We start from the raw sequence: 23911 nt of genomic DNA, 5'->3' as shown, positions 1-23911 counted from the left end.
CAGGCGACGCCGTCGGGGCGTGAAGTGCTGGTGGTGCGGTGTCGTGCGTCGTTCACGCTACCGGCGGGCTCGCCGGTTCGGGAGGGCGCGGGGTACGACGCCGAGGGCGGCCGACGCGCGGCCGTTCCGGGTCGGGGTGCGCTGGCGCTCGACCTCGGGACGGTCGCGCGTCGGTGCGCTGGGTGGTGCGGGTGGTGCTGGTGCTTCGGCCGGTGCGCTGCGCGGGTGCGGCTCTCGCCGCATCCGCCTCGTCAGCCGGCTCGGCGCTCGCTGAAGTCGTCGGGGATCTCGTCGATCGCCTCGCCGAGTTCGCGCAGAGCCGGCCCGAGAGCGTGGAACTGCCCGACCTCGACGGCCCAACCGTACGACGAGCCGCGCAGGGCGACCCAGAGGGTGCCGGCGGCCTCGATGAAGCCGAGGATGCGGTCGCCGCGCGAGACCTGGTACACCGTCGCGGTCAGCGGGGTGACGACGGTACGTCCGGCGGAGCCGAGCGAGGGGTGGTCGGGGATGTCGATCTGCTCAGGGGCGGTCTTCGCGGTGGCGCTGGCCTGCGCGCCGCTCGTGGCTGGTTCCTGCGTCTGGGCGATGGTCACGATGAGCCTCCCGATTTGCTCGCTATCGAATTACTAGCTTGTCTAACTACTTAGGCCGGTCGCGGCAAGGGATTGACGCACACCTCTAGCCAGTGCTCAGACTCGCGACATCGGGGCGTCATCCGGGTTCATCGGGGCGTCACCTGGCGACGTCGGGCGTCACCTCGACGCGGCCTCGCGCGTCGGGCATCCACCCGTGATCGGGGGCGCGAGGAGTGGTTCGAAAGGACCGCCGGGCGATGCTAGAGTTCTCGGGTGCCCGCGGCCGATGGCTTCGAGCGCGCGCCCCGATAGCTCAGTGGTAGAGCACTTCCATGGTAAGGAAGGGGTCGTCAGTTCAATCCTGACTCGGGGCTCCGTCTTCCGGCGCAGCACTTCCACTGCAGTGCTGGAGGACCCCGGCGGGGTAGCTCAGGTGGTTAGAGCACACGGCTCATAATCGTGGTGTCGCGGGTTCGAGTCCCGCCCTCGCTACCGCAAGGCCCTCGGTTCCGGTTCCCGGACGAGGGCCTTTCTGCTATTCGCGGGAACGCAGCCCCCGGATGACTCGTCCGACGGGTAACTAGCCGAGCGAGGCCCTCAGCGTGGGATGCGACCGCGTGTCGCGCCGCGCGCGCCGTACGGAACTGGCCGAGGTCGAGCTCATCGGGAGCCCAGACCCGGTAGTGCTGACCGTGGCGCTCGACCCTGCCGGCGGAGACGGGTCCTACTCGCGCCTCCCACGCTGAATCCTCGATCTCCGACCACTGGAGCGCGGCGAGGGCTGGAGTGCTCTGGCGGTGCGCGCGGCCCGTTCGGGGTATGGATTCCTCTCAGCGGTTGCGTCTGCTGTGCGACGCGTCGACGGCGGAGACGACGGTCGTGAGATCCTTCTCATCCGTCACTGAGTGGGAGAGCTGGCGCGGCCCCGTGGAGCCGGTCGCGCTCGCGACGAGGTTCGACTGCCAGTACGCACCGGCCGGGATCCAGCGGATCGTGCCGCGGTGGAGGAAGCGGAACGAGTTCATCAGCGGTCGTTCCAGCTCCGCGCGCGGGCCGAACTCGGTCACCACGTCAGCGAGCAGGTCGACGCGGCTGCATCGGCCCAGCTCGTGGACGCGGTCGACCATCCATTGGGCGATGGGATCTTCGGATCGTGCCATGACCGCATCGTGCGCCTGATCGGGCCCTCGTGCGGGTAGATGAGAGAGCTCCCATCCGCCGGCGGTCAGGTCCTGACGGTCAGATTCCCGACTTGGTCAGCCCTTCGGCGAGCAGTTCCTGCATGTTGATCGGCTGCGTCGCGAGCGGGTCGATCGGCAGGTCGATCTCGTGGTTCCTGGTCATGATTCTGCGCCTCCAGTCCGGGCGTGCGGAGCAGCCCCGAGGCGGATGTCTTCCGCCCGCACAGAAGCTAGCCCCGCACCGCGACAGATGGCCCGCGCTATCAGCGAGTCAGAAACTGGCCCCCGCAGCGGCGCTCCGAGAGCGTCATCCGCGACGGAATCCGGCACACGGGACCCGCTCGACCGGGAGCCGCGGCGAATGCCCTGGCCTCTACAGCGAGCGCAGGAGCATCGCGGAACCCTGGCCGCCGCCTCCGCAGATCCCGGTCGCGCCGAATCGCCCGGTGCCGATGTCGTGCAGTGTGCGCGCCAGGTGTCCGATGATGCGTGCGCCGGAAGCGCCGATCGGGTGCCCGAGCGCGATCGCACCGCCGTGCGGATTCACGAGCCCGGGGTCGATGCCGAGCTCGCGTACCGAGTGGACCGCCACGGCGGCGAACGCCTCATTGATCTCGAGGCCGACGAGATCGTCGGCGCGGAGGTCCGTCCGATCGAGAACGGCTCTGATCGCGGCCGAGGGCTGCGCGTGCAGTCCGACATCGGGCCCGGCCACGATGGCGTGCGAGATGATCTCCGCCAGTGCTGGGACGCCCCGGGATGCTGCGACGCGGCCGTCCATGAGCACGAGCGCGGCCGCCCCATCGCTGATCTGCGACGAGGTTCCGGCCGTGATCGACCCGCCGTCGCCGAAGGCGGGACGCAGCTCAGCGAGCGACTCAATCGTCGTCTCCGCGCGCAGGCCGTCGTCCGCCGTCACGGTCACCGGGCGGCGGCCCCCGGTCTTCACGGGGACGATCTCGCCAGCGACCATCTCCTGAGCCGCGGCCAGCAGCCGATGCGAGCGTTCGGCCCACGCGTCCTGCTCCGCGCGGCCGATGTTCAGAGCGGCGTTGCGCGCTTCGGTCGATGCCCCCATCGAGCGATGCTCGCTCGCATCGGTCAGCCCGTCCAGCTCGAGGGTGTCGACGAGTTCGATGGAGCCGTACCGCATCCCGGCGCGCGATCGGCGATGCGCGTGCGGCGCCATCGACATCGACTCCTGCCCGACGGCGAGCACGATCTCGGCTTCTCCCGCGCGGATGAGCCGTGCCCCGTCGGCGACCGCCTCCGCGCCCGAGAGGCATACGGCGTTCAGGGTCGATGCGGGCACCGTGAGGGGAACCCCGGCGGCTACGGCGGTCTGCCGCGCCGGATTCTGACCGGCTGCCGCCTGCAGCACCTGGCCTGCGATGACCCGGTCGAGCTCGTCCGGTCGCACCCCGGCCCGGCGGAGGGCCTCGATGGCGGCCGCGGCGCCGAGTCGAGTGGCGGGTACCTCGCCGAAGACGCCCGTGAACCGCACGAACGGTGTGCGCGCGTAGCTCGCGATGACCACGCTCACGGTGTGATGTCGCTTCCGGCCGGTGCACCTGCGGTCTCGTTCGCGGTCGTGAACGGCGCGCCCGTGCGCTGACGTACCTCGTCGACGTCGTGCCCCGGCGCGACGTCGACGAGCACGAGTGCGCGATCGACGATGTCGAACACCGCGAGGTCGGTGATGATGCGCTGCACGACTCCGGACCCGGTCAGCGGCAGGTCGCACTGCTCGACGATCTTGGGTGTTCCATCTTTCGCGTTGTGGTCGGTGATCACGATCACCTCCGGGGTTCCCGCGACCAGGTCCATCGCTCCGCCCATCCCCTTCACGAGCTTGCCGGGGATGGTCCAGTTCGCCAGATCGCCGCAGGACGACACCTGCAGGGCGCCGAGAATGGCGGTGCGCACGTGCCCGCCGCGGATCATCGCGAAGGAACTCGCGGAGTCGAAGATGCTGGCGCCCGGCGCCAGTGTGACGGTCTGCTTCCCGGCGTTGATGAGGTCGGCGTCCTCGTCACCGTCGTAGGGGAAGGGGCCCATGCCGAGCAGGCCGTTCTCGCTCTGCAGCACCACCCTCACCCCGTCGGGCAGGTGATTGGCCACCATCGTCGGGATGCCGATACCGAGATTGACGTACTGTCCGTCGCGCAGTTCGCGGGCGGCGAGCGCCGCCATCTCATCGCGAGTCCAGGTCATGCCGCCGGCTCCTCTTCTGCGGCCGCGGCCGCGGCGGGTGCGTCCGGGCTCTCCGGTCGCGGGCGCACGGTGCGCTGCTCGATGTCCTTCTCTCGCGGGGTCGCGAGCACGACGCGGTCGACGAAGATGCCGGGCGTGTGGATCTGGTCGGGGTCGAGGTGCGCGCCCTGCAGCACTTCCGCCTCGATGAGGCTCACGCGTCCGGCAGTCGCGACAAGAGGGTTGAAGTTGCGTGCGGTGAACCGGTACACGAGGTTGCCGGCTGGATCGGCGCGGTGCGCTTTCACGAGGGCCAGGTCGGCGACGATGCCGCGCTCCTGCACGTAGGTGCGGCCATCGAATTCGGCGTGCGGCTTGCCCTCGGCGACCTGCGTTCCCACCCCGGTCGGGGTGTAGAAGGCGGGGATGCCGGCGCCACCGGCGCGCAATCGCTCGGCGAGGGTGCCCTGGGGTACGAATTCGACCTCGAGCACTCCGTCGAGGAACTGCTGGGCGAACAGCTTGTTCTCGCCCACGTACGACGCGACGACCTTGCGCACCTGCTGGTTCTCGAGCAGCAGCCCGAGCCCTTTGCCGTCGACGCCCATGTTGTTCGAGACGATCACCAGATCCTTCGCGCCGCTGTCGCGCACGGCTTCGATGAGGTCGCTCGGGTTCCCGCTGAGGCCGAAGCCGCCGACCGCGATGGTCATGCCGTCGCGGATGACGTCGGCGACGGCGGTCGCGGCATCGGGCATTCGCTTCACCATGTCGTTCCTCTTCTCTCGTGCGCGGGTCGGCCTCAGGCCGTGAAGCCGCCGTCGACGGGCACGATGACACCGCTGATCTGGCTCGCGCGGTCGCTGAGCAACCAGGCGGCGGTCTCGCCCACCTCCGAGGGGGTGGCCGGTTTACGCAGGGGGATGGCCGCGATGCGCCGCTCGACGGCCTCCGGGTCGTCGAGCCGCCACTTCTCGAGCATCGGCGTGGCCGTCGCGCCCGGCGCGACCGCGTTGACGCGGATGCCCACGGGGCCGTTGTCGTGCGCCGCGACGCGGGTCAGCCCCACGACGGCATGCTTCGCCGCGGGGTACACGCCGAGACCGGTGCTGCCGCGCAGGCCGCCGATGCTCGCCGTGTTGACGATCGACCCGCCGCCGCCCTGACGTCGCATCGCACGCACCTGCTCACGCAGGCACAGCCACACTCCTTTGACATTGACCGTCATCACGCGGTCGAAGTCTTCTTCGGCGATCTCATCGAGGCGTCCGATCTGGTTGACGCCGGCATTGTTGAACGCCCCGTCGATCCGACCCCACCGAGCGACGGTCTCGGCAACGAAACGCTCGACATCGGCCGCGACGCCGACGTCACCTGCGACGATCTCGGCCTCCCCGCCCGTCTGCCGCACCTCGTCGGCCAGGCGTTCCAGCGCGTCGCGCGACCGCGCCGCGAGCATGACCCTCGCCCCCTCCCGCGCGAAGACGCGCGCGGAGTCGGCGCCGATGCCGGCGCTGGCGCCCACGATGAGCACGCTCTTGCCGGCCAGGAGTCCGGGGCGGGATGCGGTGTCGGTCATGTCGTGCTCCTCGAGTCGGTCGATCGGTCGTCGTCACTCTGCTGTACCGAGCGTGCGGCCAGCACGGCGGCCCGCGCCGCGCCGCCGAGCAGACTGGCGTCATTGCTGGCGAGCGAGAACCGATATCCGCCCGCGACGGCGTCGCGCGCCGCCTCCGCCGTCGCGCCGCCGGCGTTGCCCACCGGCACGCCCGCCGCGGTGCCGGCTGCTACGGCGTCGGCGATGAGGGCGACGACGCCGGGGTCGCCTTCGGTCGTGCCTTCGCTCGTGGCGAGGTCGGCGGCGCCCATCAGCAGCGCATCCACGCCGGCGACGGCCGCGATCGCGCCGGCCGAGCGGGCCGCCTCGGCGCTCTCGATCTGCGCGACGAGCACGACCTCCTCCTGGCCGTAGCGGAGGTACTCGCTGCGGCGCATCGCGCCCCAGGCGCCGGCTCGGCTGGTCGACCCGACGCCGCGCCTGCCGATGGGCGGGAAGCGGACGGCGGCGGCCGCCGCCTCGGCCTGCTCGACGGTGTCGACGTGGGGCACCATGATGCCCTCCGCGCCGGCATCGAGCAGGCGCTGCACGACGCCCGCATCGAGCGCGGGGATGCGCACGAGCGGCGAGACACCCGACAGCAGCGCGACGCCGATCTGCCGGTAGGCCGTCTCGATGCTCATGGCCGAATGCTCGAGATCGATCACGACGAAATCGAATCCGGCGAGGGCGACGAGCTCGACGCTCTCCATCGCGGGCAGTTTGATCCAGGTGCCGAGCGCCGGACCGGTCGAGCGCTCGAGTGCGGCGCGGAACAGGCTCCGCCGTGCTCCGCCGCTCACGGCGCCGGGTACTCGTCGGCGTTGAGCACCCATCCCGACTCCGAGAAGTCGACCCGCGGCGGCGAGAAGATGTCGATGAGCTGCTGGTGCTCGCCGACGCCCTGCGTGGTGTGCACCGTCGGCGGCGGGATGACGCAGATCGACGGCGAGCCGAGCTCGCCGTGCTCATCATCACGCCACTGGTGGGAGTCGGGTCCCCAGGGGTAGCGGATGTGGTGCACGAACCGCCCGATGACCGCGAGCGAGATCTGCTCGAAGTCGTCGTGGTGGTGCGGGGAGAGCTTCCGCGCATTGCGCGGTGTGGGCTCCTCCGCGAGGAAGTTCACCATGATCGTGGTCGTGCGGAAGATACGGCCGAAGCGCCCCTCGGCGATCGGCGTGTCGGCGAGTCGATACACGCGAAGGCGGAAGCCGCCGACCGGGTCGGGCCACGGCACGAGCGGTGCGCAACGCGGGTCGGGTTCGGCGTAGGCGTCGGCATTGAGCGCCGTCGCGGCGAGGTCGCTGCTGAGGGTGGAGAAGAGTCGGATGACCGGCCCGTCGCCGAGCACCTCGATGCTCGATCCGCCCGGGGGCACGACGATCAGCGCCTCTTCGTCGACCGTCTCCGTGGCCTCGTCCGCGGTGACGCGCAGAGCGGCGCTGTCGCGGTTCATCAGCACGACATACTCGTCGGCCTGGTCGACTCGGGTGAGCACGTCGCCGGCGCGGGCGTCGGTGTAGGCGATGATCAGATTCGCCGCGCGGGCGATCCAGGTGCGACCGCCGCTCGCGAGCGTCTCGGTCGGCGGCTTCTCGAGGAACTCGATCCACTGCGCCGGTCGGATCGGCTTGCTCGGGTCGACCGTCGTTGTGGGGGCGGCTGCGGTCAGCTTCGACCGGATGTCGTCGGTGGCATACATGGACATGGGGGCTCCGTTCTGGTGCCGGGTCAGGCGGTCACGCCGGCGCGGCCCTTGAGGCCGAGCATGCGGCGGGCGTCGTCGGGCGTGGCGATGGTCTTGCCGAGGTCGTCGACCGCGGTGCGGATCTTCTCGACCTGCTGGGCGTTGCTCTCGGCGAGCCGACCTCGCCCGATCCAGAGGCTGTCCTCCAGGCCGACGCGCACGTGCCCGCCGAGCCAGGCGCTGTGCGTGGCGAACGACATCTGATCGCGCCCCGCGGCGAATGCCGAGAACTGGTAGTCGTCGCCGAAGAGCTTGTCGGCGATGGACACCATGTGCTCGAGATTGGCGTGGTCGGCGCCGATTCCGCCCAGGATGCCGAAGACGCCCTGGATCATGATCGGCCCGGTCACGAGGCCGCGGTCGACGAAGTGGGCGAGCGTGTACAGGTGGCCGATGTCGTAGCACTCGAACTCGAAACGGGTGCCCTTCTCATCGCCGAGCTCGCGCAGCGTGCGCTCGATCTGGGCGAAGGAGTTGATGAAGGGATGCGCGTAGGTGCCCAGCACATACGGCTTCTCCCACTCGTGCTTCCACTGCTGCACCCGATCGGCGATGCCCGAGTAGACGAAGTTCATCGAGCCCATGTTGAGGCTGGCCAGCTCCGGGCTGAATCGGTTGGCGCCGGCCAGTCGCTGCTCCATCGTCATCTGCGATGATCCGCCCGTCGAGAGGTTGAGCACCGCGTCGGTGGCCTCGAGGATGGGCGGCACGATGCGCTCCCAGACTTCGGGCTCCCACGCCGGGCGGCCGTCGTCGTGACGGGCGTGCAGGTGGATGATCGCGGAGCCGGCCTCGGCGGCGCCGATCGCGGCCGCGACGATCTCGTCGGCAGAGACGGGGAGGTGATCGCTCTGCGACGGCACGTTGACCGATCCCGTGACGGCCGTGCTGATGATGACCTGTTCTGCGGCGCGCATCAGGCGGCATCCTCGAGACCGAGCAGGAACGCGGTGTTACGGCAGATCATCTGCCGCACGTCCTTCTCGCTGACGCCGTGGTCGAGCAGCTGCTGCACGACGTGGATGTACCCGTCGACGGGCAGCGGGTTCTGCTTCTGGCCGAGGTCGGAGTCGATGACGGTGCGCTCCGGTCCGATCTTCTGGATCCAGTCGACGAGACGGCTGATGGGCCAGCCGGGCGCTTCGACGCCGGGATGGTACATCGACATCTCGTGCTCGACGTAGGCGCCGTAGGAGAGCAGCGACTCGACGTCGTCCTCGTCGGCGCCGACGATGAAGTCGGGGTGGTGGACGAGCATGCGCCGCACGCCGTTGTCGCGCGCGGCGGCGAAGAGGTCGCGCTGCGAGTCCACGTCGAGGTGCCCGCCGGTGAGCAGGATGTCGGCCTCGCCGATCAGCTGCGTGACGCGGACGGTCGCGGCGGACACGGCGCCCGTCTCGTCATAGATCGACACCTCCTCCTCTTCGAGCTCCGAGTCGTTGTTGGGGAACCCGTCGTCGTGCTTGTGCGCGTCGATGTGGCGCGCCGACGATACGGTCGGTCCCCAGACCGCGCGCCCGCCCATCTTGATCGCGAGCGCGACCGCCGACGGGTTGACGCCGCCCACCTCGCTGTTGAGGGCGACGCCGCCGTAGACGGGCGTGGGTGCGACGGCGAGCAGGTCGCGCATGGCGAGCAGGTCCATGACGGTGTTGTGGTGGTGCGACTTGATCAGCAGCGCTCGCAGGTTGATGCGCGCGGCGTCGTACGAGGCCTCGACGTGGTTGATCCGGCGGGGGAACGGGCTCGGGCCGGAGTGCACATGGAGATCGACGGCGCCGTCGAGCACCTTGAGCAGGGCCGGCGAGACGGCGGGTGACGAGGAATCGGTCATGTGAGAACTCCAAGTTCAGGATGCGACATTGCGGGTTCACTATATGAATCGCAATCCGGTCTGTCCACCGAGAAAACACGATCTTCATGGCGCTTGACCACCGATGGCACATCACCTACTGTTCGTAATCTGAAACGTATGTCCCAGAATCCGAACTCAAAGATGAGGAGGCAGAGTGGCCCGCGAGCTGATCGGCGACCCGCTCGGCGCCCCCGCGCATCCGGTCGGCACGCCGTCTCTCGAGATCGAGAAAGGGGCGATCCAGTCGATCGAGCGGGCCGGCCTGGTGCTCTCGCTCTTCGACCGCGACGTGCACGTGCTCAGCGCCGCCTTCGTCGCGGAGCGGCTCGGCATGAACAGGACGACCGCGCACCGCTACCTCCAGTCGCTGCAGACCTCGGGCTTCCTCGACGCCGACAACCGTCCTGGCCCGCTCCTGGAACAGCTGGGCGCCTACATCTCATCGCGGCAGGACGTGCTCTCGGTGGCGCCGCCCGTGATGCGTCGCCTCTCCGACGACACCGGTCTCACCGCGGTCATGAGCTTCCTCGGCCGCTCCGGCGCCATCGTCACCCTCGTCGAGGAAGCCGCCGCCGGCGCGGTGATGCTGACCGTGCGCATCGGCACCCTGCTCGAGGCCAAGTCGGCCCAGTCGCGCGTACTGCTCGCCTTCCAGTCCGATCCGGCGACGGTCGGTCGCCTTCACGCTGCGCTCGAGCCCGATGCGGCGCGCCACGAGCGCGAGGTGCTCGCCCGGGTGCGGCGCGATCGCATCGCGTGGGCCGACCTCGGTCGCATCGGACTGGCGTCGGTCGCGGCACCCGTCTTCGGCCCGCACAATGTGCAGGCCGCCATCGCGCTCATCGGCACCACGGCGCTTCTGCGACCCGGCGACGAGCCCGAGATCCGCGATCGCGTCGCCGCGCTGCGCGCCTCAGCCGAACTGCTCAGCGATCTCGCGAGCAGCTGAACCGACCGACCTGCGAAAGACGACGATGTCATCCACCTCACCCCGCCGCCGGTTCCGGCTCGACAGGAACTGGCTTCTGCTGATGCCCGCCCTGGCGCTCCTGTCGGTCATCCTGCTCGTCCCGCTGTTCTCCAGTCTCGTCCGCAGCCTGTCGAGCCCGACGTGGACCCTCGACAACTACGCCCACCTGTTCACCGATGGCGTGACCCTGACGGTGCTCGGCCGCACGGCCACGACCGCGCTCATTGTCACGGCGGTCGCGCTGCTGCTCGGGTATCCCTACGCCTATCTGCTCACCCGGGTCGGCCCGCGTGCGCGCGCCGTCCTGCTGGTCGTGGTGCTCGTGCCGTTCTGGACCTCGGTCATGGCCCGCAACTTCGCCTGGCTCGTGCTGCTGCAGCGCGGCGGCCCGGTCAGCGAGGCGTTCGCCTTCCTCGGGATGCCCGACGTGGTGCTCTCGGGCACCACCTCGGGCGTCACGATCGCGATGAGCCAGGTGCTGCTGCCGTTCATGGTGCTGCCGCTCTACAGTTCGCTCGGCGGCATCGACCGACGCCTGCTGCTCGCCGCGCGCGGGCTCGGATCGTCGCCGATCGTCGCATTCTGGAAGATCTACTGGCCGCTGTCGCGCGGCGGGGTCGTGGCGGGAGTGATCCTCGTCTTCACCCTCAGCCTCGGCTTCTACGTCACGCCGGCGCTGATCGGATCGCCTCAGCAGTCGCTCGTCGCGCAGCTGCTGAACCAGCGCACCACCCAGCTGCTCGACTTCGCCGGCGCGAGTGCCCTGGGCATCGTCGTACTCGTGGTCACGCTGCTGCTCGTGGCCTGGGCCAATCGCTTCGGCGGCACCATCTCGGCCATCGGGGTAGTGGCGACGAGCGGTGAGGGGACGAAGCGATGACCGCCACGACCACCCGCCCGGCGTCGAGCGACTCGGTTGCCGACGCGACGGCCGCGCCCTCCCGCCCCCCGCATCGCCGCCGCCGCTCCGCGGATCCCGTGCCCTGGTGGCTCATCGCGATCGGCGTGGTCGTCGCCGGCTACTTCGTGCTGCCGACCGTCATCGTCATCCCGATGAGCTTCGGCGGCAGTTCGAGCTTCCAGTTCCCGCCGAAGGAGTTCTCGCTGGCGCTCTATGAGCGCTTCTTCACCGATCCGAAGTGGATCGGGTCGCTCGGCAACTCGCTGCTGGTGGCGGTGCTCGCCGCGCTCATCGCGACCGTCTTCGGGACGGCGGCGGCCGTGGGCCTGAACGCGCTGACCGGCCGCTTGGCGCGGGCCATGCGCACGCTGTTGATGATCTCGATGGTGACGCCGGCGATCGTGCTCGCCGTCGCGGTCTACATCTCGTTCCTGCAGTGGCGCATCACGGGCACCCTCGGCGGCTACGTGCTGGCCCACGCCACGATCGGCCTCCCGTTCGTGCTGGTCGCGGTCACCAGCGCGCTCGGAGGCTTCGACCGACGGCTGCTGCGCGCCTCGGCGTCGTTGGGTGCCACACCGCTGCACACCTTCCTGCGCGTGACGATGCCGCTCATCGGCCGTGGCGTCGTCACCGGCGCACTGTTCGCCTTCGTCACGTCGCTCGACGAGGTGGTGATCGCCCTCTTCCTGCGATCCCCGACCTTCCAGACACTGCCCGTGCAGATGTACACCGCCGTGACCGTCGAAGTGGACCCGACGATCGCCGCCGCGTCGAGCCTCGTCGTCGTCTCCGTCACCATCCTCCTGCTCATCCCGCAGCTCGTACGGCGCAAGACCCCTCGTTCATAAGGAGCGACCTCGATGACCACCACCGCACCCTCCGAGACCGGCGACGCGACCACGACGTCCGCGTCGCCGCGCGGAACCCAGATCCGGCTCGACGGCGTCACGAAGGACTACGGGCTGAGCATCCCCGCCGTCGATCGAGTGACGCTCTCGATCGAGCCCGGCGAGTTCATGACCTTTCTCGGCCCCTCGGGGTCGGGCAAGACGACCACACTCAACCTCATCGCCGGCTTCGAGACGCTCAGCGCGGGATCGATCGCCTTCGACCGTCGCGACGTGGGCGGTCTGCCGCCGCATCGCCGCAACCTCGGCATGCTGTTCCAGAACTACGCGCTGTTCCCGCACATGACGGTCGCGCAGAACGTCGCCTATCCGCTGCGTGAGCGGCGGGTGTCGAAGTCGGAGATCACGCGACGCGTCGGCGACGTGCTCGAGCTGGTGCAGCTGACGGGGCGCGACAACCACTATCCGTCGCAGCTCTCCGGCGGTCAGCAGCAGCGTGTCGCGCTGGCGAGGGCGATCGTGTTCGACCCGAGCGCGCTTCTGCTCGATGAGCCGCTCGGCGCCCTGGATCGCAACCTGCGGGCGGCTCTGCAGGCGGAGATCCGCCGCATCCATCGGGAGGTGGGGTCGACGTTCGTGTTCGTCACGCACGATCAGGAGGAGGCCATGAACCTCTCCGATCGCATCGCTCTGTTCCGCGACGGCCGCATCGAGCAGGTCGGCACCCCCGAGCAGCTCTACCGCCACCCCGACACCCTGTTCGCGGCTCGATTCCTGGGCGACTCGAACGTCTTCGAGCTCGACGAGCGCGTCGTCGGCGATCGCGTCGGATGGGACGGCCGTGCCTGGTCAGTGGCGCCATCGACCACGTCGACGGCCGTCTCGGGCGAGTCCGCCACGGCGATCGTCGTGCGGCCCGAGGATCTCACCATCGCGGCGTCCGATGCCGATGTGCCCACGGGGGCCAACGCGGTGTCGGCCGTCGTGCGAGACGTCGAGTTCATGGGCGCGTATCGCGCCGTCACGCTCGGGCTGGGCGCCGCCGACGTCACCGGCACCGCACGACTCGACGCGCTCGATGCTCGCCTCGGCCCCGGTGACCGCGTCGTCGCCTGGTGGTCGCCCGCACGGCAGCGTCTCGTCGCCGCCTGACATCCCGTTCCGATTCTCTCTTCCGCGGGCCCGCCCCGCATCCCACAGCACGGCTGACCAGCCGACACCCAACCCGGAGGAATACGACGATGAAGTCCCATTCTCGATTCGCACTCACCACCGTCGCGGCTGCCGCGGCCCTCGGCCTGCTCGCCGGCTGCGGCACGAGCGACCCGGCACCGGCCGACAGCGGCAGCGCTGACGCCGATGCGCCCGCGCAGCTCACCTTCGTCGGCTACGGCGGCGAGGGACAGGACGCCATGATCAAGGCGTGGCAGGAGCCCTACACGAAGGCGCACCCCGAGGTCACCTTCGTCAACACGTCCCCGCCCGATGTCGCCCAGGTCAAGGCCCAGGTCGAGAGCGGAGCCGTGCAGTGGGATGTCGTCGCGACGGCACCGTATGCCGCCGAGCAGAACTGCGGAACGCTGTTCGAGAAGCTCGACACCTCGGCGATCAAGACCGACGACCTCGTCGAGGGCGGCGTCGGCAAGTGCTACGTCGGCAACTGGGTGCTGTCGTCGCCGCTGGCGTACCGCACCGACGCTTTCCCGAAGGGCAAGGGGCCGAAGACGGTCGAGGACTTCTTCGACGTCAAGAAGTTCCCCGGCCAGCGCGGGTTCGTGACCAACCTGCAGAACGGCATCCTCGAGTACCCGCTGCTCGCCGATGGCGTGAAGCCCGACGACCTCTATCCGCTCGACGTCGATCGCGCGCTCGACAAGCTCGACACGATCCGCAGCTCGACCACCTTCTCGCCCAATGTCGGTGCGCTGCAGCAGGCCGTGGCAGCCAAGCAGGTGGACATGTTCTTCTTGCCCGACTCGCGTCTCGTGCCGCTGCTGCGCGACGGCAACGACATCACCGTGGTCTGGGATCAGACGGTGGCCGGCGTCAACGTCTTCGCCGTGCCGAAGGGCTCGACCAAGAAGGAGGCCGCCGAGAAGTTCCTGGTCTCGGTGACCGAGCCCAAACAGGCCGCCAGGATCGCGGAGCTGCTGGGAGTCGCTCCGATCAACAACACCGCCAAGCCGAAGCTCGATGAATACACCGAGCAGGTCGCCCTCTACGGATCTGCGAACACCGGCGAGACGGTGCTTCAGGACGTCGACTGGTACACGAAGAACTTCAATGACGCCTCGACCAAGCTGACCACCTGGCTGGCCGGCTGACCGACCCGGGTGCGTGCGGGGTCGATGATGTCGCGCGCACCCGGCTCCACGACCGGGCCGTCGATCGCGGACGGCCTTTCCGGCGGTGGAACGTCCGCCGCCCGACATCTCAGGAGAACCATGTCAGCCTCTCCCACCGGCACGCTGCGACTGCCGGGGCGCATCCACTTCGGCGGCGGCGTGCGCGCACAGCTCCCCGAGCTGGTGCAGCAGCACGGGCGTCGCGCTCTCGTCGTCGTCGACGCGGCACTCGCGACGACGACCATCGTCACCGATCTCATCGACGCCGTGCGTGAACGCGGCATCACGGTGCAGATCGAGACCGGGGTGCAGCCCGAGCTGCCCGTTCCGTCGCTCGACGAGCTCGGGGTCTCGGCGCGCCGGTTCGGGCCCGATGTGGTCGTCGGGATCGGCGGCGGCAGTGCGCTCGACGCGACGAAGATCATCGCCCTGCTCGTCGCGCACGGCGGACCGCTCGCGAACTTCTACGGCGAGAACGCGGTCCCCGGTCCGGTCGCGCCCATCATCGCGCTGCCGACGACGGCCGGCACCGGATCGGAGGCGACCCCCGTCGCGGTCGTGAGCGACCCCGACCGGGAGCTGAAGGTCGGCATCTCGAGCCCGCACCTCGTGCCGGTCGCCGCCCTCGTCGACCCGGAACTCACCTACGGCGCGCCGGCCTCGGTCACCGCGCACTCCGGCATCGACGCGCTCGTGCACGCGGTCGAGTCGTACACGGCGACACCTTTCGACCTCGACTGGAGCTCGGCCCAGCCCGTCTTCACCGGACGCAACCTGTTCTCCGACCTGCTCGCACTCGAGGGCGTGCGCCGGCTCGGGCGCTGGCTCCCCGCTGCCGTGCACAGCCCCTCCGATCGCGACGCTCGGCGTGAGGTCGCCTACGGCAGCCTGCTCGGCGGCATGACCTTCGGCTCGACCGGAACCCACTTATCGCACGCGCTGCAGTACCCCGTCGGCGGGCTCACCCATACTCCCCACGGTCTGGGCACCGGCCTGCTGCTGCCCTATGTGCTCGAGGCGCTGCGCGGGGACGACGAGGTGGATGCGCGCATCGCCGACATCGGCCGCGCGCTCGGGTCGACGGCCGACGATGTCGACTCTCTCGCCGATGACGCCGTGCGGATCACCGCCGACCTGGGTGCCCGAATCGGGTTGCCGCCGTCACTGGCCGAGATCGGCGTCGCCGCCGACCAGCTTCCCCGGATCGCGGAACTCGGTCTCGCCTCCGGGCGTCTCGTGGCCATCTCGCCGCGACCGGCCACCGCTGAGCTGCTGCTCGGCATCCTTCAGCGCGCTCATGTCGGCGCCCTTCGAACCCGGAGCACATCATGAATCTCAAGACCGACCTCTTCATCGACGGCCAGTGGCGACCGGGGTCGAACGGCGAGCGGTTCGACGTGATCGATCCCGCCGATCTGTCGGTCGTCGCAAGCTTCGCCATCGCGTCGGAGCAGGACTGCCTCGACGCGGTCGACGCGGCGGCCGCAGCGCAGGAATCGTGGGCAGCGACCGCGCCGCGGGAACGGGGCGAGCTGTTGCGGGCGACCTACGAGCTGCTGCGCGCGGAGACCGAGCAGTTCGCGGAGATCATGGTGCGCGAGAACGGCAAGTCGTGGGGTGACGCTCTCGCCGAGGCCGGCTACGCGACCGAGTTCTTCCGCTGGTTCGCTGAGGAGGCGGTGCGTATTCCCGGCGACTACCGCCTCTCGCCCGCCGGCGACAAGCGCATCATCGTCGAGCGGCAGCCGATCGGGGTGTCGTTGCTCATCACCCCGTGGAACTTCCCCGCGGCGATGGCCACACGCAAACTCGGCCCGGCCCTCGCTGCCGGGTGCACAACCGTTCTGAAGCCAGCGCGCGAAACGCCCCTGACGGCGGCGTACATCGTCGATGCGCTGACGAGGGCCGGAGTGCCGCGCGGTGTCGTGAACCTGGTGACGCCGGTGCCGACCGGGCCGATCGTGGCCGCGATGCTCGATCGCCCCGAGGTGCGCAAGCTGTCGTTCACCGGGTCGACCGAGGTCGGGCGCACGCTGCTGCACGCCTGTGCCGGCAGCGTGGTCAGCGCCTCGATGGAGCTCGGCGGCAATGCACCGGTCATCGTGCTGGAGGGCGCCGATCTCGACACGGCCGTCGACGGGGCGATGCTGGCGAAGATGCGCAACGGCGGCTCGGCGTGCACGGCCGCGAATCGCTTCTATGTGCACGAGTCCGTCCACGACGCCTTCGTCGACCGGATGGCTGCACGACTGGCTGCGCTGCGGGTCGGCTCGGGTCTCGACCGGAACAACGATCTGGGGGCGATGGTCTCGGTGGCCGAGCGCGACAAGGTCGCCGAGTTGGTCGACGCGGCCCGAGACGACGGCGCGCGCGTTATCGTCGGCGGCAACGCCTCCACCGAGGGGGCCTTCTACGACGCCACGCTGATCACCGGTGTCTCCCACGGCTCGCGCATCACCACGACAGAGATCTTCGGACCGGTCACCTCGGTGGTGACGTTCTCCGACATCGACGACGCGGTGCGGATGGCGAACGACACCGAGTTCGGCCTGATGGCCTACGTCTTCGGTGAGGAGCGGGCGGCGATGGCCGTCGCCCACCGTCTGGAGTCGGGCATGGTCGCCATCAATCGCGGTGTGGTCAGCGATCCCGCCGCGCCCTTCGGCGGCGTCAAGCAGAGCGGTCTCGGCCGCGAGGGCAGCTCGGAGGGCATCCTCGAGTACCTCGAGGAGAAGTACATCGCCGTGACTCCGTGACCGCGCGCTCCGGCGCGGCTTCGCCGCGGTCCCGCCGCCGTGCGGCCGTCTGCGTCAGATCGTCGCCGGGGCGTCGGCTCGCGCGCCCAGTGCATCGCTCAGCGACGACGCTGTCGCACGCAACGCGGCGACGATGCGATCGCGCGATGTCGGGTCGATGAGGTCATCGCCGGCGAGCACCGCCATGCTGGCGCTCAGACCCTGTCCGTCGAACACGGGGGCGGCGGCCACCGTGAACCCGTCGGGCAGGGTCGCGATGCACCAGCCGGTACGGCGCAGGTCATAGGCGTCGGCCTCGAGGCGGCGACGCAGAGCGGGATCGACGTCCTCCAGCACTCGCCGCACAGCCGACTCATCCGTGTGGAATGCGAGGAAGATCCGCATCTGGGCCGAATCCGGGTCCAGCTGAGTGCCCGGCCGAACCGAGACGACGACGGCCCGAGATCGATCCTCTTCTTCGAGCGCGACCACGGGTCCGCGAGAGCCCCAGACGCTGAGAACCGACGTGACGCCGGTCTCGGTGCTCAACTCGCGCAGGAACGGCGGAGCCACCGTGACGACGCGGCGCCGGGCGACGGCCTCGATGCCGAGCTGCAGGAGCAGCCCGCCGAGCACGAAGGAGCCGCGTTCCTCGCCGCGCTCGAGAATGCCCGCGGCGACGAGCGAAGCGCAGTAGCGATAGGCGGTGGTGCGATTGAGACCCAGGCGCTCGGCGACGACACCGGCGGTCAACGACGTGGTCTCCGGACCGAACAGGCCCAGGATCTGACCGACGCGCGAGACCGCCTGGATGTCGAGACCCGCTCCGTCGACAGCTCTACTCGCCACGCGCGAATGCTATTGCAGCCATCTTTACGTCGCTTCATCCCACTCCGAGCGGGTCTGGGCGCGACCGTGCCCTCGGCACAGTTCGCCCAGATGCGAATGTACGGGCATATCGGCAGTGGCCGGTACTGATCGAAGAGCGCCCGAGGCAGGCTGTGTCGCGCTGAGAGCGCGCTGACGGGGTCACGCCAACGCTGCAGGTGATGGATAGCGTCCCGGATGGGGGTCCGACAGCACAGATCGATGCATAGCAGGGCACCCGTGCCCGTAGTACTCGAACCGTCAGGATCTCCATGAAGCGTCGCTCCATCGCTGCCGTCCCCGCCATCGCCATCGCCCTCGGCCTGCTGCTCACGGGTTGCAGCTCACCGACTGGGGGAGGGGCGGCCGGCACGAAGAAGAGCGTTAGCGCGGCGCCGTCGAAAGCCGCGAAAGCAGCCGAGGGAACGCAGCCGAAGTGGGCACTTAAGGCGACTGCGTCGGGGACGAAGCTCACCAGCTTCGACGTCGGTGGCGCTCGCGTCGACGTCTACCAGGCCGGAACGTTCACCGCCTCGAACGACGTCCCCGGCGCCGGCAAGACCGGTGTGAATGAAGGTGACGAGCTCGTGCTGCTCAACGTCGTCGTCACCAATACCGGCGAACCCGTCGAGCTCGACGGCAACGTCGCCGAGGTCACCGCCACCTACACGGACCACCCGGACCAAGACATGTCCGGCCTGCTCGACGACGACGCCTTCACCCGTCTCGGCGTCAACCGCGAGATCGTCGACCACGACAAGCACCCCGCCCGCCCCTACCTCCTCGCAACCGGCGACGTCGTCTCACGCGGAGTCCCGTTCAAGTACCTCAAGGGCGAGCCGATCGAACTGACCGGATTCCTCACCCTCGCCGACTATGACGCCACCATGCCCGAGGGGCACGGCACGGCCACGCTCAAGTGACCAGCGACTTTCCCCAGGGTGATCTGCTCTCGCTGGTCGGGATTGCGCACAGCGTCGACCTCGTGCTGAGCCGACAGGGCCTCGCCGAATGTGCTGCGGTTGCGCTCGCGGAGCTCGGCTGCGCGAAGGTTCAACTGCGGGTGCAGCCCGACAACGAGAGGGTTCTCGAGTTCTACCAGCGGCTCGGCTACGGCCCCGATGCGGCCATCGACCTCGGTGAGCGCCTCATCGAAGATTCCTGATCGTCGGTGAGGCTCTCTCCGGACGGTCGAGCAGCGGCACTGCGCCCCACACGGCACGAGACGCGGGCGCCGGACTGCGAAAATCCGGCGCCCGCGTCGATGGCCACCCGGTGTCAAGGAAGCGTCGCTGCCACCTTCACTGCCTCGACGGCGTGCATCGCGAGGTTCGGGTGCAGCGCGGCGGCCGATTCACCGTCCGGTGTCGGACTGGCTGACGTCGTTCCGACGACCTGCCCGAGCGGTCCGTTCTGCGGATGTGCGACCCAGCGTGCGTTCAGCGGCGCGCACATGCTGTGCGCGGCTGTCTCGGTGCGGATGTCGACGAACTGCAGCTGCGCCGAGCTCAAGCCCTTGGCGGCGCGGATCTGAGCGATGACCGTGCTCTCGACATCGTTGTGCGCGTTGATGATCCCCTGCAGATAGCTCGTCTCTGCGCTGCTGAAGCCCCACTGGGGCGTCGACGACGGATCCTGGCACGACACGGTTCCCGAGCCCAGTGCGGCGTGGTAGCCGATGAACCGGATCTGCGCGTTCGGCGCGGCGAGCAGGATCTGATCCACGATCGGACGCAGGTTCCTCGACATCGCAGCGGCGGTGATGTCACCCGCTCGGACGGTCTTCTTCCCGTTGACCACCGCGGTCGGCTGTCCGCTCCCGTCCACGCAGACCGTGGTCTTGCTGCACGCGTCGATGGCCTGGTAGATCGAGCTGCCGAAGGTGCCGTCCGTCGACGTGTAGACGTCGTTCGCGCCGATCGCGATCGTCACCGCGGTCGTTCCTGATCCGAGCGCGCCGCTCCCCGGGCGGTCGGTCGCGTAGCCCGCGGAGGCTTCCGCGATCTGATCTCCGACCGAACTGGTCGTTCCGTCGGAGTTCGTGGCATTCGCGATGCTCCCGCTGATGTCGCCAGAGCAGGATGCGTCGTAGAACTGATCGCGCAGTCCCTGCCGGTCGGCGAGGTCGTTGATCTGGTTCCAGCGCGAGCGACCGCAGGCGATGGACGCGCCCGCGTAGCCGTTCTTGATGAAGCCGCGCGAGTTCGGTGAGGTCAGCGGATCGATCCCGGGGCCGGCTGCCGACGACGATCCGAATCCGACCGTCTTCGCCCAGCCTTGCCCGGAGGGCGAGATCACGAACCGGTCGAGGTTGAATCCGCCCTGCGTCACCAGGAAGTACAGCTGGTGCGGTCCGCTCGGGATCGTCAACTTCTGCGTCTCGCTGATCCAGGTCTGGAAACCTCCCGTGTTGGGCACATTGAGGATGGCAGGGCTGATGACGTTCGATGTCGAGTCCAGCGCGAACTGGAAGCGGCCGGAGTTGAAGCCGCTGGCGACGCGTGTCGTGATGTCATATGCGGTCGTGGTCGGCGAATACACGTCATAGCGCAGCCACTCGCCGTCCGCCGTGCTGCCCACGTCGTAGTTGTCCAGCTGCGAGGTCTGGAACGATGCGGGCTCGAGATCCACATCGCCGCCGCGGTAGTAGCCGCGCAACTGCGCACCCGCATATGTCGTGTTGCCGTTGCCCGCATTGCTGTCGTGGTAGCCGACCCCCTCGCCGCCGGGTCCGAAGTCCTCGGCCTCGATGACGCTCGTCGTGGCGAGCGAATTGACACGTGCGCTCGTGAGGTAGCGCAGGTCGAATCCGCCGGCGACGACCACGAAGGTCAGGGTGTGCTGGCCTGCGGGGACGGTGACTCCGTAATCCGGGGCTGTCACCCAGGCGCCGGAGGCGTTGGCGACATTGATGACGCCGCCGATGTCGACGCCGTCGAGCTGCAGCCGGTACTTTCCCGTGCCTGTCGTCGACTTGACGCGAGCGTGGATGTCGTAGTTGCCGCCCGCGACGACGTCGACCGTGTAGTTGAGCTTGTCGCCGGCTGAGAGGCCGGTGATGTTCTGCCCTCCGCCGTACGTCGTGTCGGAGGTGGCGACCAGGTTGGTCTCATCGGTGCGGTAGCCGGTCGACGACGCGAGGGGTGCGGCGATGGAATACCCCACTCCGGATCCGCCGTCGTTGTAGTCCTGCGCGAAGATCGTGCCAGGCAGCACGCCGGTGTCGGTCGTGTAGCCGGCAGGTACTCCGCCCTGCACGGTCGAGGAGTGCTGCGTGCCTGACGTGGGGATCGGCGTGACGCGAACCGCGGCGATCGTGGGCGTTCCTGTGCCCGCGACGGTGGCGAGGTTCAGGACGCCATCGGATACCGCGAGGTCGAAGGAGGTCGAGGTCGCCTTCTTGCCACCACCCGCCTTCGCGAAGACGTCGAGCCCGCTCACCTTGGTGACGCCTTCGCCCTTGACGCTGAAAACGCGCTGCCCGGCGGCGGTCGAGGTGTTGTCACTGAGCAGGAGCTGCACCCGGTACCGTCCGCCGGGCACGGGCAGCGCATAGGAGAACGTGCCGTCGCGGGTGGAACGGTAGAGAGCATCGTCTGCGGTGTTGTCGATGTCGACGCTGGCAGCGACCGTGGAGACGGTTCCGCCGGTCACCGAGGCGTCCGGGCCGAAGTGCTCGCCGGCGACGTCGGTCCACGATCCGGTCGAGCCGGCGTCGATCGAGTAGCTGTCGACGGCACCGCTCCAGGTGAAGGTCGTCGTGGAGTGCGCCTGCAGTGCGGCGCTGAATCCGTTCGCGCCCTCGCCCACGGTGATGTTGGTCGCGGGGCCGCTGTTGACGATCACGAGCGCGCGGCTGCCGTCCGGGTTCTCGAACGCCGTCTGGGCGAGGTCGCTGCCCGTGACGCCGCCCTCGGAGCCGATTCGGTGAGCGCCGGGCCGGACGAACTTGGAGAACTGGGCGAGCGCGTAGAACTTCGGCATGTAGGAGACCGTCGCGGGGGACACGCTGGTGTCGACCTCGACGAGGGGCTCCTGCGGCGCCGACGGATACTCGACGGGTCCGCCGTTCTGGTTGAGGACCATGTTCCAGTAGATGTACCCGCCCTGACCGTGCTGGAGCTGCTTGACGATCTCGCGGCTCCATTTCTCGTCGCGGATGTAGTTGCTCGGCTCGGCCTGGCCGAGGTCGGTGTGCTCGCTCATCCAGGTCGAATAGCCCGGTGCGGCCTGGTTGAAGAGGTCGAGGTTGGCGTCGAGGCAGTAGTTGATGCCGAAGTCGCACTCGTAGGGGTGGAAGTTGGCGCCCGCGGCGTACTTCTTCACCGCCGGATCGTTGAGCATGTTGGCCGGGTAGTACCAATGGTCCTGGTTGTGCTCGTAGACGCGGATGCGGGCTGCGGTCCCCTGGGCGGCGAACGTCGGTCCGAGGTTGCCGCCGACGAAGGCGGCCATCGTCGCGTCGCTCCACAGGGTGGCTTCGAAGTTCGCCGGATTCTCCGGCTCGTTCTGCACCGAGACATCGGTGATCGGGATGCCCTGGGCTGCGTAGGCGGCCACGTACTTGGCGAAATATGAGGCGTAAGCCGAGTAGTTCGACGCCGGCACCGAAGCGTCGCCGGTCGACGTCGGCGTGCCGAAGTACGACTTGTTGTTCTTCATCCAGGCCGGCGCCGTCCACGGTGAGGCCATGATCCGGAAGTTCCCTCCGGCGGCGGTCTGCGCCGCCTTGATGTAGGGCACGAGACCGGAGGTCGCGTTGAGATCGTGAGCGATCGAGAAGCTCGCCAGCGACGGGTCCGCCGCGTTGCCGGACGTGTCGTCGTAGGTATACCGGGTCATCGCGAAGTCGTCGGAACCCATCGGGGTCCGGGTGAGGCTGAAGCCGGCGCCCGAGGGGGCGAAGAGCTGGTTGAGAACGGCGGTGCGCTGCGTCGCACTGACGTTCGGCTGGTTGAGCGTATTCCAGCCGGCCTCGTTGAAGGTGCCGCCGAAGCCGTCGATCGCCTGGAACTGCCGGCTGGAGTCGACCCGGATGTCGGGCGCACCGCTGAGGGCCGAGAAAGTCAGTGCGGCCTTGGAAGTGAGTCGGTCGCCACCGAGGCTGGTGGCGGTGACATTGACGGTGGCCCCCGAGGGCGCCGCTTCGGCGCTGGGCGGCGGCGCGACGGCGGCGAGTGCTCCGCCGGCGAGTGCAGCGATCGCCGTGATGGCGAGCGCGATCCGATGTCTCATGATGCTCCTCATTGAGTGGACGCTCCCGTAGCGTCGAGCCACAACGTAGATTACTTACAAGCCAGTAACCTAGTAACGAAACGGTAACGAGGTAACGGGCGGTCTACCGAGCGCGGTTCAGGCCTGCCGCAGTCGCGCGACCAGCGCTTCGACGGTGAGCCGCACCGCCTCGCGCATATCGACCGAGCTCGGATCGAGCAGCCATTGGGTCTGTAGTCCGTCCATCGTGGCGATGACGACCGACGCAGCGCTGCTCACGAGCGGGTCGTCAGCGGAGCGCCCTGTCGCATCGGCGATCGCGCTGGTGACCATGTCGCGCAAACCCGTGTACCGATCGGTGAAGAACTGCCGCGCGGGGTGCTCCTCGGTGACCGACTCGCCCAGGAGGGCGGTGTATCCCTGTACGATCCCGCGCCGTTCCGCGTTGTTCTGCGCGGTTTCGACGAGGTGGTCGAGCAGCGCGGCGCCCCGGGGTGCGTGATGCCCCTCGAGCTCGGCGACATCGGCGTCGTCGCGATACTCGAGCACCGCGATGAGCAGCTGCTCTTTCGATCCGAAGTGGTGCAGCACGCCGGCGTGGGTCATGCCGACGCGCTCCGCGATTTCGTTGAGCGAACCGTTCGCGTATCCACGCTCGCCGAACACGGCGGTGGCGGCGCGCAGGATCTCGGCTCGTCGCTGACCGCTGCGGCGGGATGGGCGCTGTGCTCTGGCTGCGCCCGACGATGCGGGGGCTGGCCAGTACTCCGGAATGCTCATCCGACCTCCCCCGCAATCCTAGGTGTAAGAAATGACTTACTGATCAGTAAGTAAATGTGGCATGCTGTGCCGACCGACCGAGTTCGACCCGAAG

General features: G+C 68.9%; 22 protein-coding genes and 2 tRNA genes. 11 read left to right on the top strand and 13 right to left on the bottom strand.

All coding sequences use genetic code 11. From position 1 onward, the window contains the following. Positions 1-251: 251 nt before the first annotated feature. On the bottom strand, positions 252-596 hold the full coding sequence (locus tag FJ657_RS02465) for a hypothetical protein (RefSeq protein WP_141162088.1): 345 nt from the start codon (positions 594-596) through the stop codon (positions 252-254). 284 nt (positions 597-880) lie between these two features. Here FJ657_RS02465 and FJ657_RS02460 point away from each other — a divergent pair. Continuing rightward, a tRNA-Thr gene (locus FJ657_RS02460) sits at positions 881-952 on the top strand. Between the two features lie 44 nt (positions 953-996). Beyond that, positions 997-1070, top strand: a tRNA-Met gene (locus tag FJ657_RS02455). A 338-nt stretch (positions 1071-1408) separates the two neighbouring features. Here FJ657_RS02455 and FJ657_RS02450 read toward each other — a convergent pair. The 9 genes from FJ657_RS02450 to FJ657_RS02410 form a co-directional block, all read right to left on the bottom strand. Continuing rightward, complete coding sequence (locus FJ657_RS02450) at positions 1409-1738, bottom strand: hypothetical protein (RefSeq protein ID WP_141162087.1); 330 nt, start codon at positions 1736-1738, stop codon at positions 1409-1411. A gap of 394 nt (positions 1739-2132) precedes the next feature. Then, on the bottom strand, positions 2133-3302 hold the full coding sequence (locus FJ657_RS02445) for an acetyl-CoA C-acyltransferase (protein WP_141162086.1): 1170 nt from the start codon (positions 3300-3302) through the stop codon (positions 2133-2135). Continuing rightward, a complete protein-coding gene (locus FJ657_RS02440; RefSeq protein ID WP_141162085.1) occupies positions 3299-3973 on the bottom strand; it encodes a 3-oxoacid CoA-transferase subunit B in 675 nt (224 codons plus the stop codon). The genes FJ657_RS02445 and FJ657_RS02440 overlap by 4 nt, the downstream gene beginning before the upstream one ends. Then, a complete protein-coding gene (locus FJ657_RS02435; protein ID WP_141162084.1) occupies positions 3970-4722 on the bottom strand; it encodes a CoA transferase subunit A in 753 nt (250 codons plus the stop codon). Before FJ657_RS02435 ends, FJ657_RS02440 begins: the two co-directional genes overlap by 4 nt. A gap of 32 nt (positions 4723-4754) precedes the next feature. Then, positions 4755-5531 carry an SDR family NAD(P)-dependent oxidoreductase gene (locus FJ657_RS02430; RefSeq protein ID WP_141162083.1) on the bottom strand — a complete coding sequence of 259 codons (777 nt, stop codon included), beginning with the start codon at positions 5529-5531 and terminating at the stop codon, positions 4755-4757. Continuing rightward, on the bottom strand, positions 5528-6352 hold the full coding sequence (locus tag FJ657_RS02425; protein WP_219995846.1) for an HpcH/HpaI aldolase family protein: 825 nt from the start codon (positions 6350-6352) through the stop codon (positions 5528-5530). Before FJ657_RS02425 ends, FJ657_RS02430 begins: the two co-directional genes overlap by 4 nt. Next, complete coding sequence (locus FJ657_RS02420) at positions 6349-7260, bottom strand: cupin domain-containing protein (RefSeq protein ID WP_219995845.1); 912 nt, start codon at positions 7258-7260, stop codon at positions 6349-6351. Before FJ657_RS02420 ends, FJ657_RS02425 begins: the two co-directional genes overlap by 4 nt. 23 nt (positions 7261-7283) lie before the next feature. Then, the gene (kce, locus tag FJ657_RS02415) at positions 7284-8216 is read right to left on the bottom strand and encodes a 3,5-dioxohexanoate:acetyl-CoA acetone transferase (protein ID WP_141162081.1); all 933 of its coding nucleotides are present in this window, start codon (positions 8214-8216) and stop codon (positions 7284-7286) included. Then, complete coding sequence (locus FJ657_RS02410) at positions 8216-9133, bottom strand: DUF6282 family protein (RefSeq protein WP_141162080.1); 918 nt, start codon at positions 9131-9133, stop codon at positions 8216-8218. The genes kce and FJ657_RS02410 overlap by 1 nt, the downstream gene beginning before the upstream one ends. Positions 9134-9308: 175 nt before the next feature. Between FJ657_RS02410 and FJ657_RS02405 the strand changes: the two genes are divergently transcribed. The 7 genes from FJ657_RS02405 to FJ657_RS02375 all read left to right on the top strand — a co-directional run bounded on the left by FJ657_RS02405 (position 9309) and on the right by FJ657_RS02375 (position 16977). Continuing rightward, positions 9309-10103 carry an IclR family transcriptional regulator gene (locus tag FJ657_RS02405; RefSeq protein ID WP_141162079.1) on the top strand — a complete coding sequence of 265 codons (795 nt, stop codon included), beginning with the start codon at positions 9309-9311 and terminating at the stop codon, positions 10101-10103. Between the two features lie 82 nt (positions 10104-10185). Continuing rightward, positions 10186-11004 (top strand): ABC transporter permease, encoded by an 819-nt coding sequence (locus tag FJ657_RS02400; protein WP_219995844.1) that lies wholly within the window; start codon positions 10186-10188, stop codon positions 11002-11004. Beyond that, positions 11001-11876, top strand: coding sequence for an ABC transporter permease (locus FJ657_RS02395; RefSeq protein WP_141162077.1), 876 nt, complete (start codon positions 11001-11003; stop codon positions 11874-11876). Before FJ657_RS02400 ends, FJ657_RS02395 begins: the two co-directional genes overlap by 4 nt. Positions 11877-11888: 12 nt before the next feature. Beyond that, on the top strand, positions 11889-13028 hold the full coding sequence (locus FJ657_RS02390) for an ABC transporter ATP-binding protein (RefSeq protein ID WP_141162076.1): 1140 nt from the start codon (positions 11889-11891) through the stop codon (positions 13026-13028). 89 nt (positions 13029-13117) lie between these two features. Continuing rightward, positions 13118-14200, top strand: a complete 1083-nt coding sequence (locus FJ657_RS02385; protein WP_141162075.1) for an extracellular solute-binding protein — start codon at positions 13118-13120, stop codon at positions 14198-14200. A gap of 120 nt (positions 14201-14320) precedes the next feature. Then, positions 14321-15553 carry an iron-containing alcohol dehydrogenase gene (locus tag FJ657_RS02380; protein ID WP_181408835.1) on the top strand — a complete coding sequence of 411 codons (1233 nt, stop codon included), beginning with the start codon at positions 14321-14323 and terminating at the stop codon, positions 15551-15553. Next, positions 15550-16977 carry an NAD-dependent succinate-semialdehyde dehydrogenase gene (locus FJ657_RS02375; protein ID WP_141162073.1) on the top strand — a complete coding sequence of 476 codons (1428 nt, stop codon included), beginning with the start codon at positions 15550-15552 and terminating at the stop codon, positions 16975-16977. The genes FJ657_RS02380 and FJ657_RS02375 overlap by 4 nt, the downstream gene beginning before the upstream one ends. A gap of 54 nt (positions 16978-17031) precedes the next feature. Here the strand turns inward: FJ657_RS02375 and FJ657_RS02370 are convergent, their stop codons facing one another. Next, entirely contained in the window at positions 17032-17805 is a 774-nt protein-coding gene (locus tag FJ657_RS02370; RefSeq protein WP_141162072.1) for an IclR family transcriptional regulator, read from the bottom strand. Positions 17806-18095: 290 nt separating this feature from the next. On the opposite strand from FJ657_RS02370, the gene FJ657_RS02365 reads away from it, so the two are divergent. Together FJ657_RS02365 and FJ657_RS02360 are read left to right on the top strand one after the other, a co-directional pair. After that, complete coding sequence (locus FJ657_RS02365) at positions 18096-18746, top strand: hypothetical protein (protein ID WP_141162071.1); 651 nt, start codon at positions 18096-18098, stop codon at positions 18744-18746. Then, positions 18743-18988 carry a GNAT family N-acetyltransferase gene (locus FJ657_RS02360; protein WP_141162070.1) on the top strand — a complete coding sequence of 82 codons (246 nt, stop codon included), beginning with the start codon at positions 18743-18745 and terminating at the stop codon, positions 18986-18988. The genes FJ657_RS02365 and FJ657_RS02360 overlap by 4 nt, the downstream gene beginning before the upstream one ends. Positions 18989-19101: 113 nt before the next feature. On the opposite strand, the gene FJ657_RS02355 is transcribed toward FJ657_RS02360, so the two are convergent. Together FJ657_RS02355 and FJ657_RS02350 are read right to left on the bottom strand one after the other, a co-directional pair. Then, the gene (locus FJ657_RS02355; RefSeq protein ID WP_181408834.1) at positions 19102-23058 is read right to left on the bottom strand and encodes a carbohydrate-binding protein; all 3957 of its coding nucleotides are present in this window, start codon (positions 23056-23058) and stop codon (positions 19102-19104) included. A 117-nt stretch (positions 23059-23175) separates the two neighbouring features. After that, on the bottom strand, positions 23176-23817 hold the full coding sequence (locus FJ657_RS02350; protein WP_141162068.1) for a TetR/AcrR family transcriptional regulator: 642 nt from the start codon (positions 23815-23817) through the stop codon (positions 23176-23178). Positions 23818-23911 lie beyond the last annotated feature (94 nt).

This window comes from Schumannella soli (assembly GCF_006517435.1).
Lineage (GTDB): Bacteria > Actinomycetota > Actinomycetes > Actinomycetales > Microbacteriaceae > Schumannella > Schumannella soli.
The sequence above is the reverse complement of the archived record's forward strand: the minus strand, read 5'-3'. Positions and strand labels throughout refer to the sequence as shown.

What these genes read in the sequence shown, in the direction of transcription:
- FJ657_RS02390 (WP_141162076.1), top strand. Translation starts at nt 11,889, where the DNA reads ATGACCACCACCGCACCCTCCGAGACCGGCGACGCGACCACGACGTCC.
- FJ657_RS02430 (WP_141162083.1), bottom strand. Translation starts at nt 5,531, where the DNA reads ATGACCGACACCGCATCCCGCCCCGGACTCCTGGCCGGCAAGAGCGTG.
- FJ657_RS02400 (WP_219995844.1), top strand. Translation starts at nt 10,186, where the DNA reads ATGCCCGCCCTGGCGCTCCTGTCGGTCATCCTGCTCGTCCCGCTGTTC.
- FJ657_RS02375 (WP_141162073.1), top strand. Translation starts at nt 15,550, where the DNA reads ATGAATCTCAAGACCGACCTCTTCATCGACGGCCAGTGGCGACCGGGG.
- FJ657_RS02420 (WP_219995845.1), bottom strand. Translation starts at nt 7,260, where the DNA reads ATGTCCATGTATGCCACCGACGACATCCGGTCGAAGCTGACCGCAGCC.
- FJ657_RS02395 (WP_141162077.1), top strand. Translation starts at nt 11,001, where the DNA reads ATGACCGCCACGACCACCCGCCCGGCGTCGAGCGACTCGGTTGCCGAC.
- FJ657_RS02355 (WP_181408834.1), bottom strand. Translation starts at nt 23,058, where the DNA reads ATGAGACATCGGATCGCGCTCGCCATCACGGCGATCGCTGCACTCGCC.
- FJ657_RS02350 (WP_141162068.1), bottom strand. Translation starts at nt 23,817, where the DNA reads ATGAGCATTCCGGAGTACTGGCCAGCCCCCGCATCGTCGGGCGCAGCC.
- FJ657_RS02385 (WP_141162075.1), top strand. Translation starts at nt 13,118, where the DNA reads ATGAAGTCCCATTCTCGATTCGCACTCACCACCGTCGCGGCTGCCGCG.
- kce (WP_141162081.1), bottom strand. Translation starts at nt 8,216, where the DNA reads ATGCGCGCCGCAGAACAGGTCATCATCAGCACGGCCGTCACGGGATCG.
- FJ657_RS02450 (WP_141162087.1), bottom strand. Translation starts at nt 1,738, where the DNA reads ATGGCACGATCCGAAGATCCCATCGCCCAATGGATGGTCGACCGCGTC.
- FJ657_RS02410 (WP_141162080.1), bottom strand. Translation starts at nt 9,133, where the DNA reads ATGACCGATTCCTCGTCACCCGCCGTCTCGCCGGCCCTGCTCAAGGTG.
- FJ657_RS02365 (WP_141162071.1), top strand. Translation starts at nt 18,096, where the DNA reads ATGAAGCGTCGCTCCATCGCTGCCGTCCCCGCCATCGCCATCGCCCTC.
- FJ657_RS02435 (WP_141162084.1), bottom strand. Translation starts at nt 4,722, where the DNA reads ATGGTGAAGCGAATGCCCGATGCCGCGACCGCCGTCGCCGACGTCATC.
- FJ657_RS02440 (WP_141162085.1), bottom strand. Translation starts at nt 3,973, where the DNA reads ATGACCTGGACTCGCGATGAGATGGCGGCGCTCGCCGCCCGCGAACTG.
- FJ657_RS02380 (WP_181408835.1), top strand. Translation starts at nt 14,321, where the DNA reads ATGTCAGCCTCTCCCACCGGCACGCTGCGACTGCCGGGGCGCATCCAC.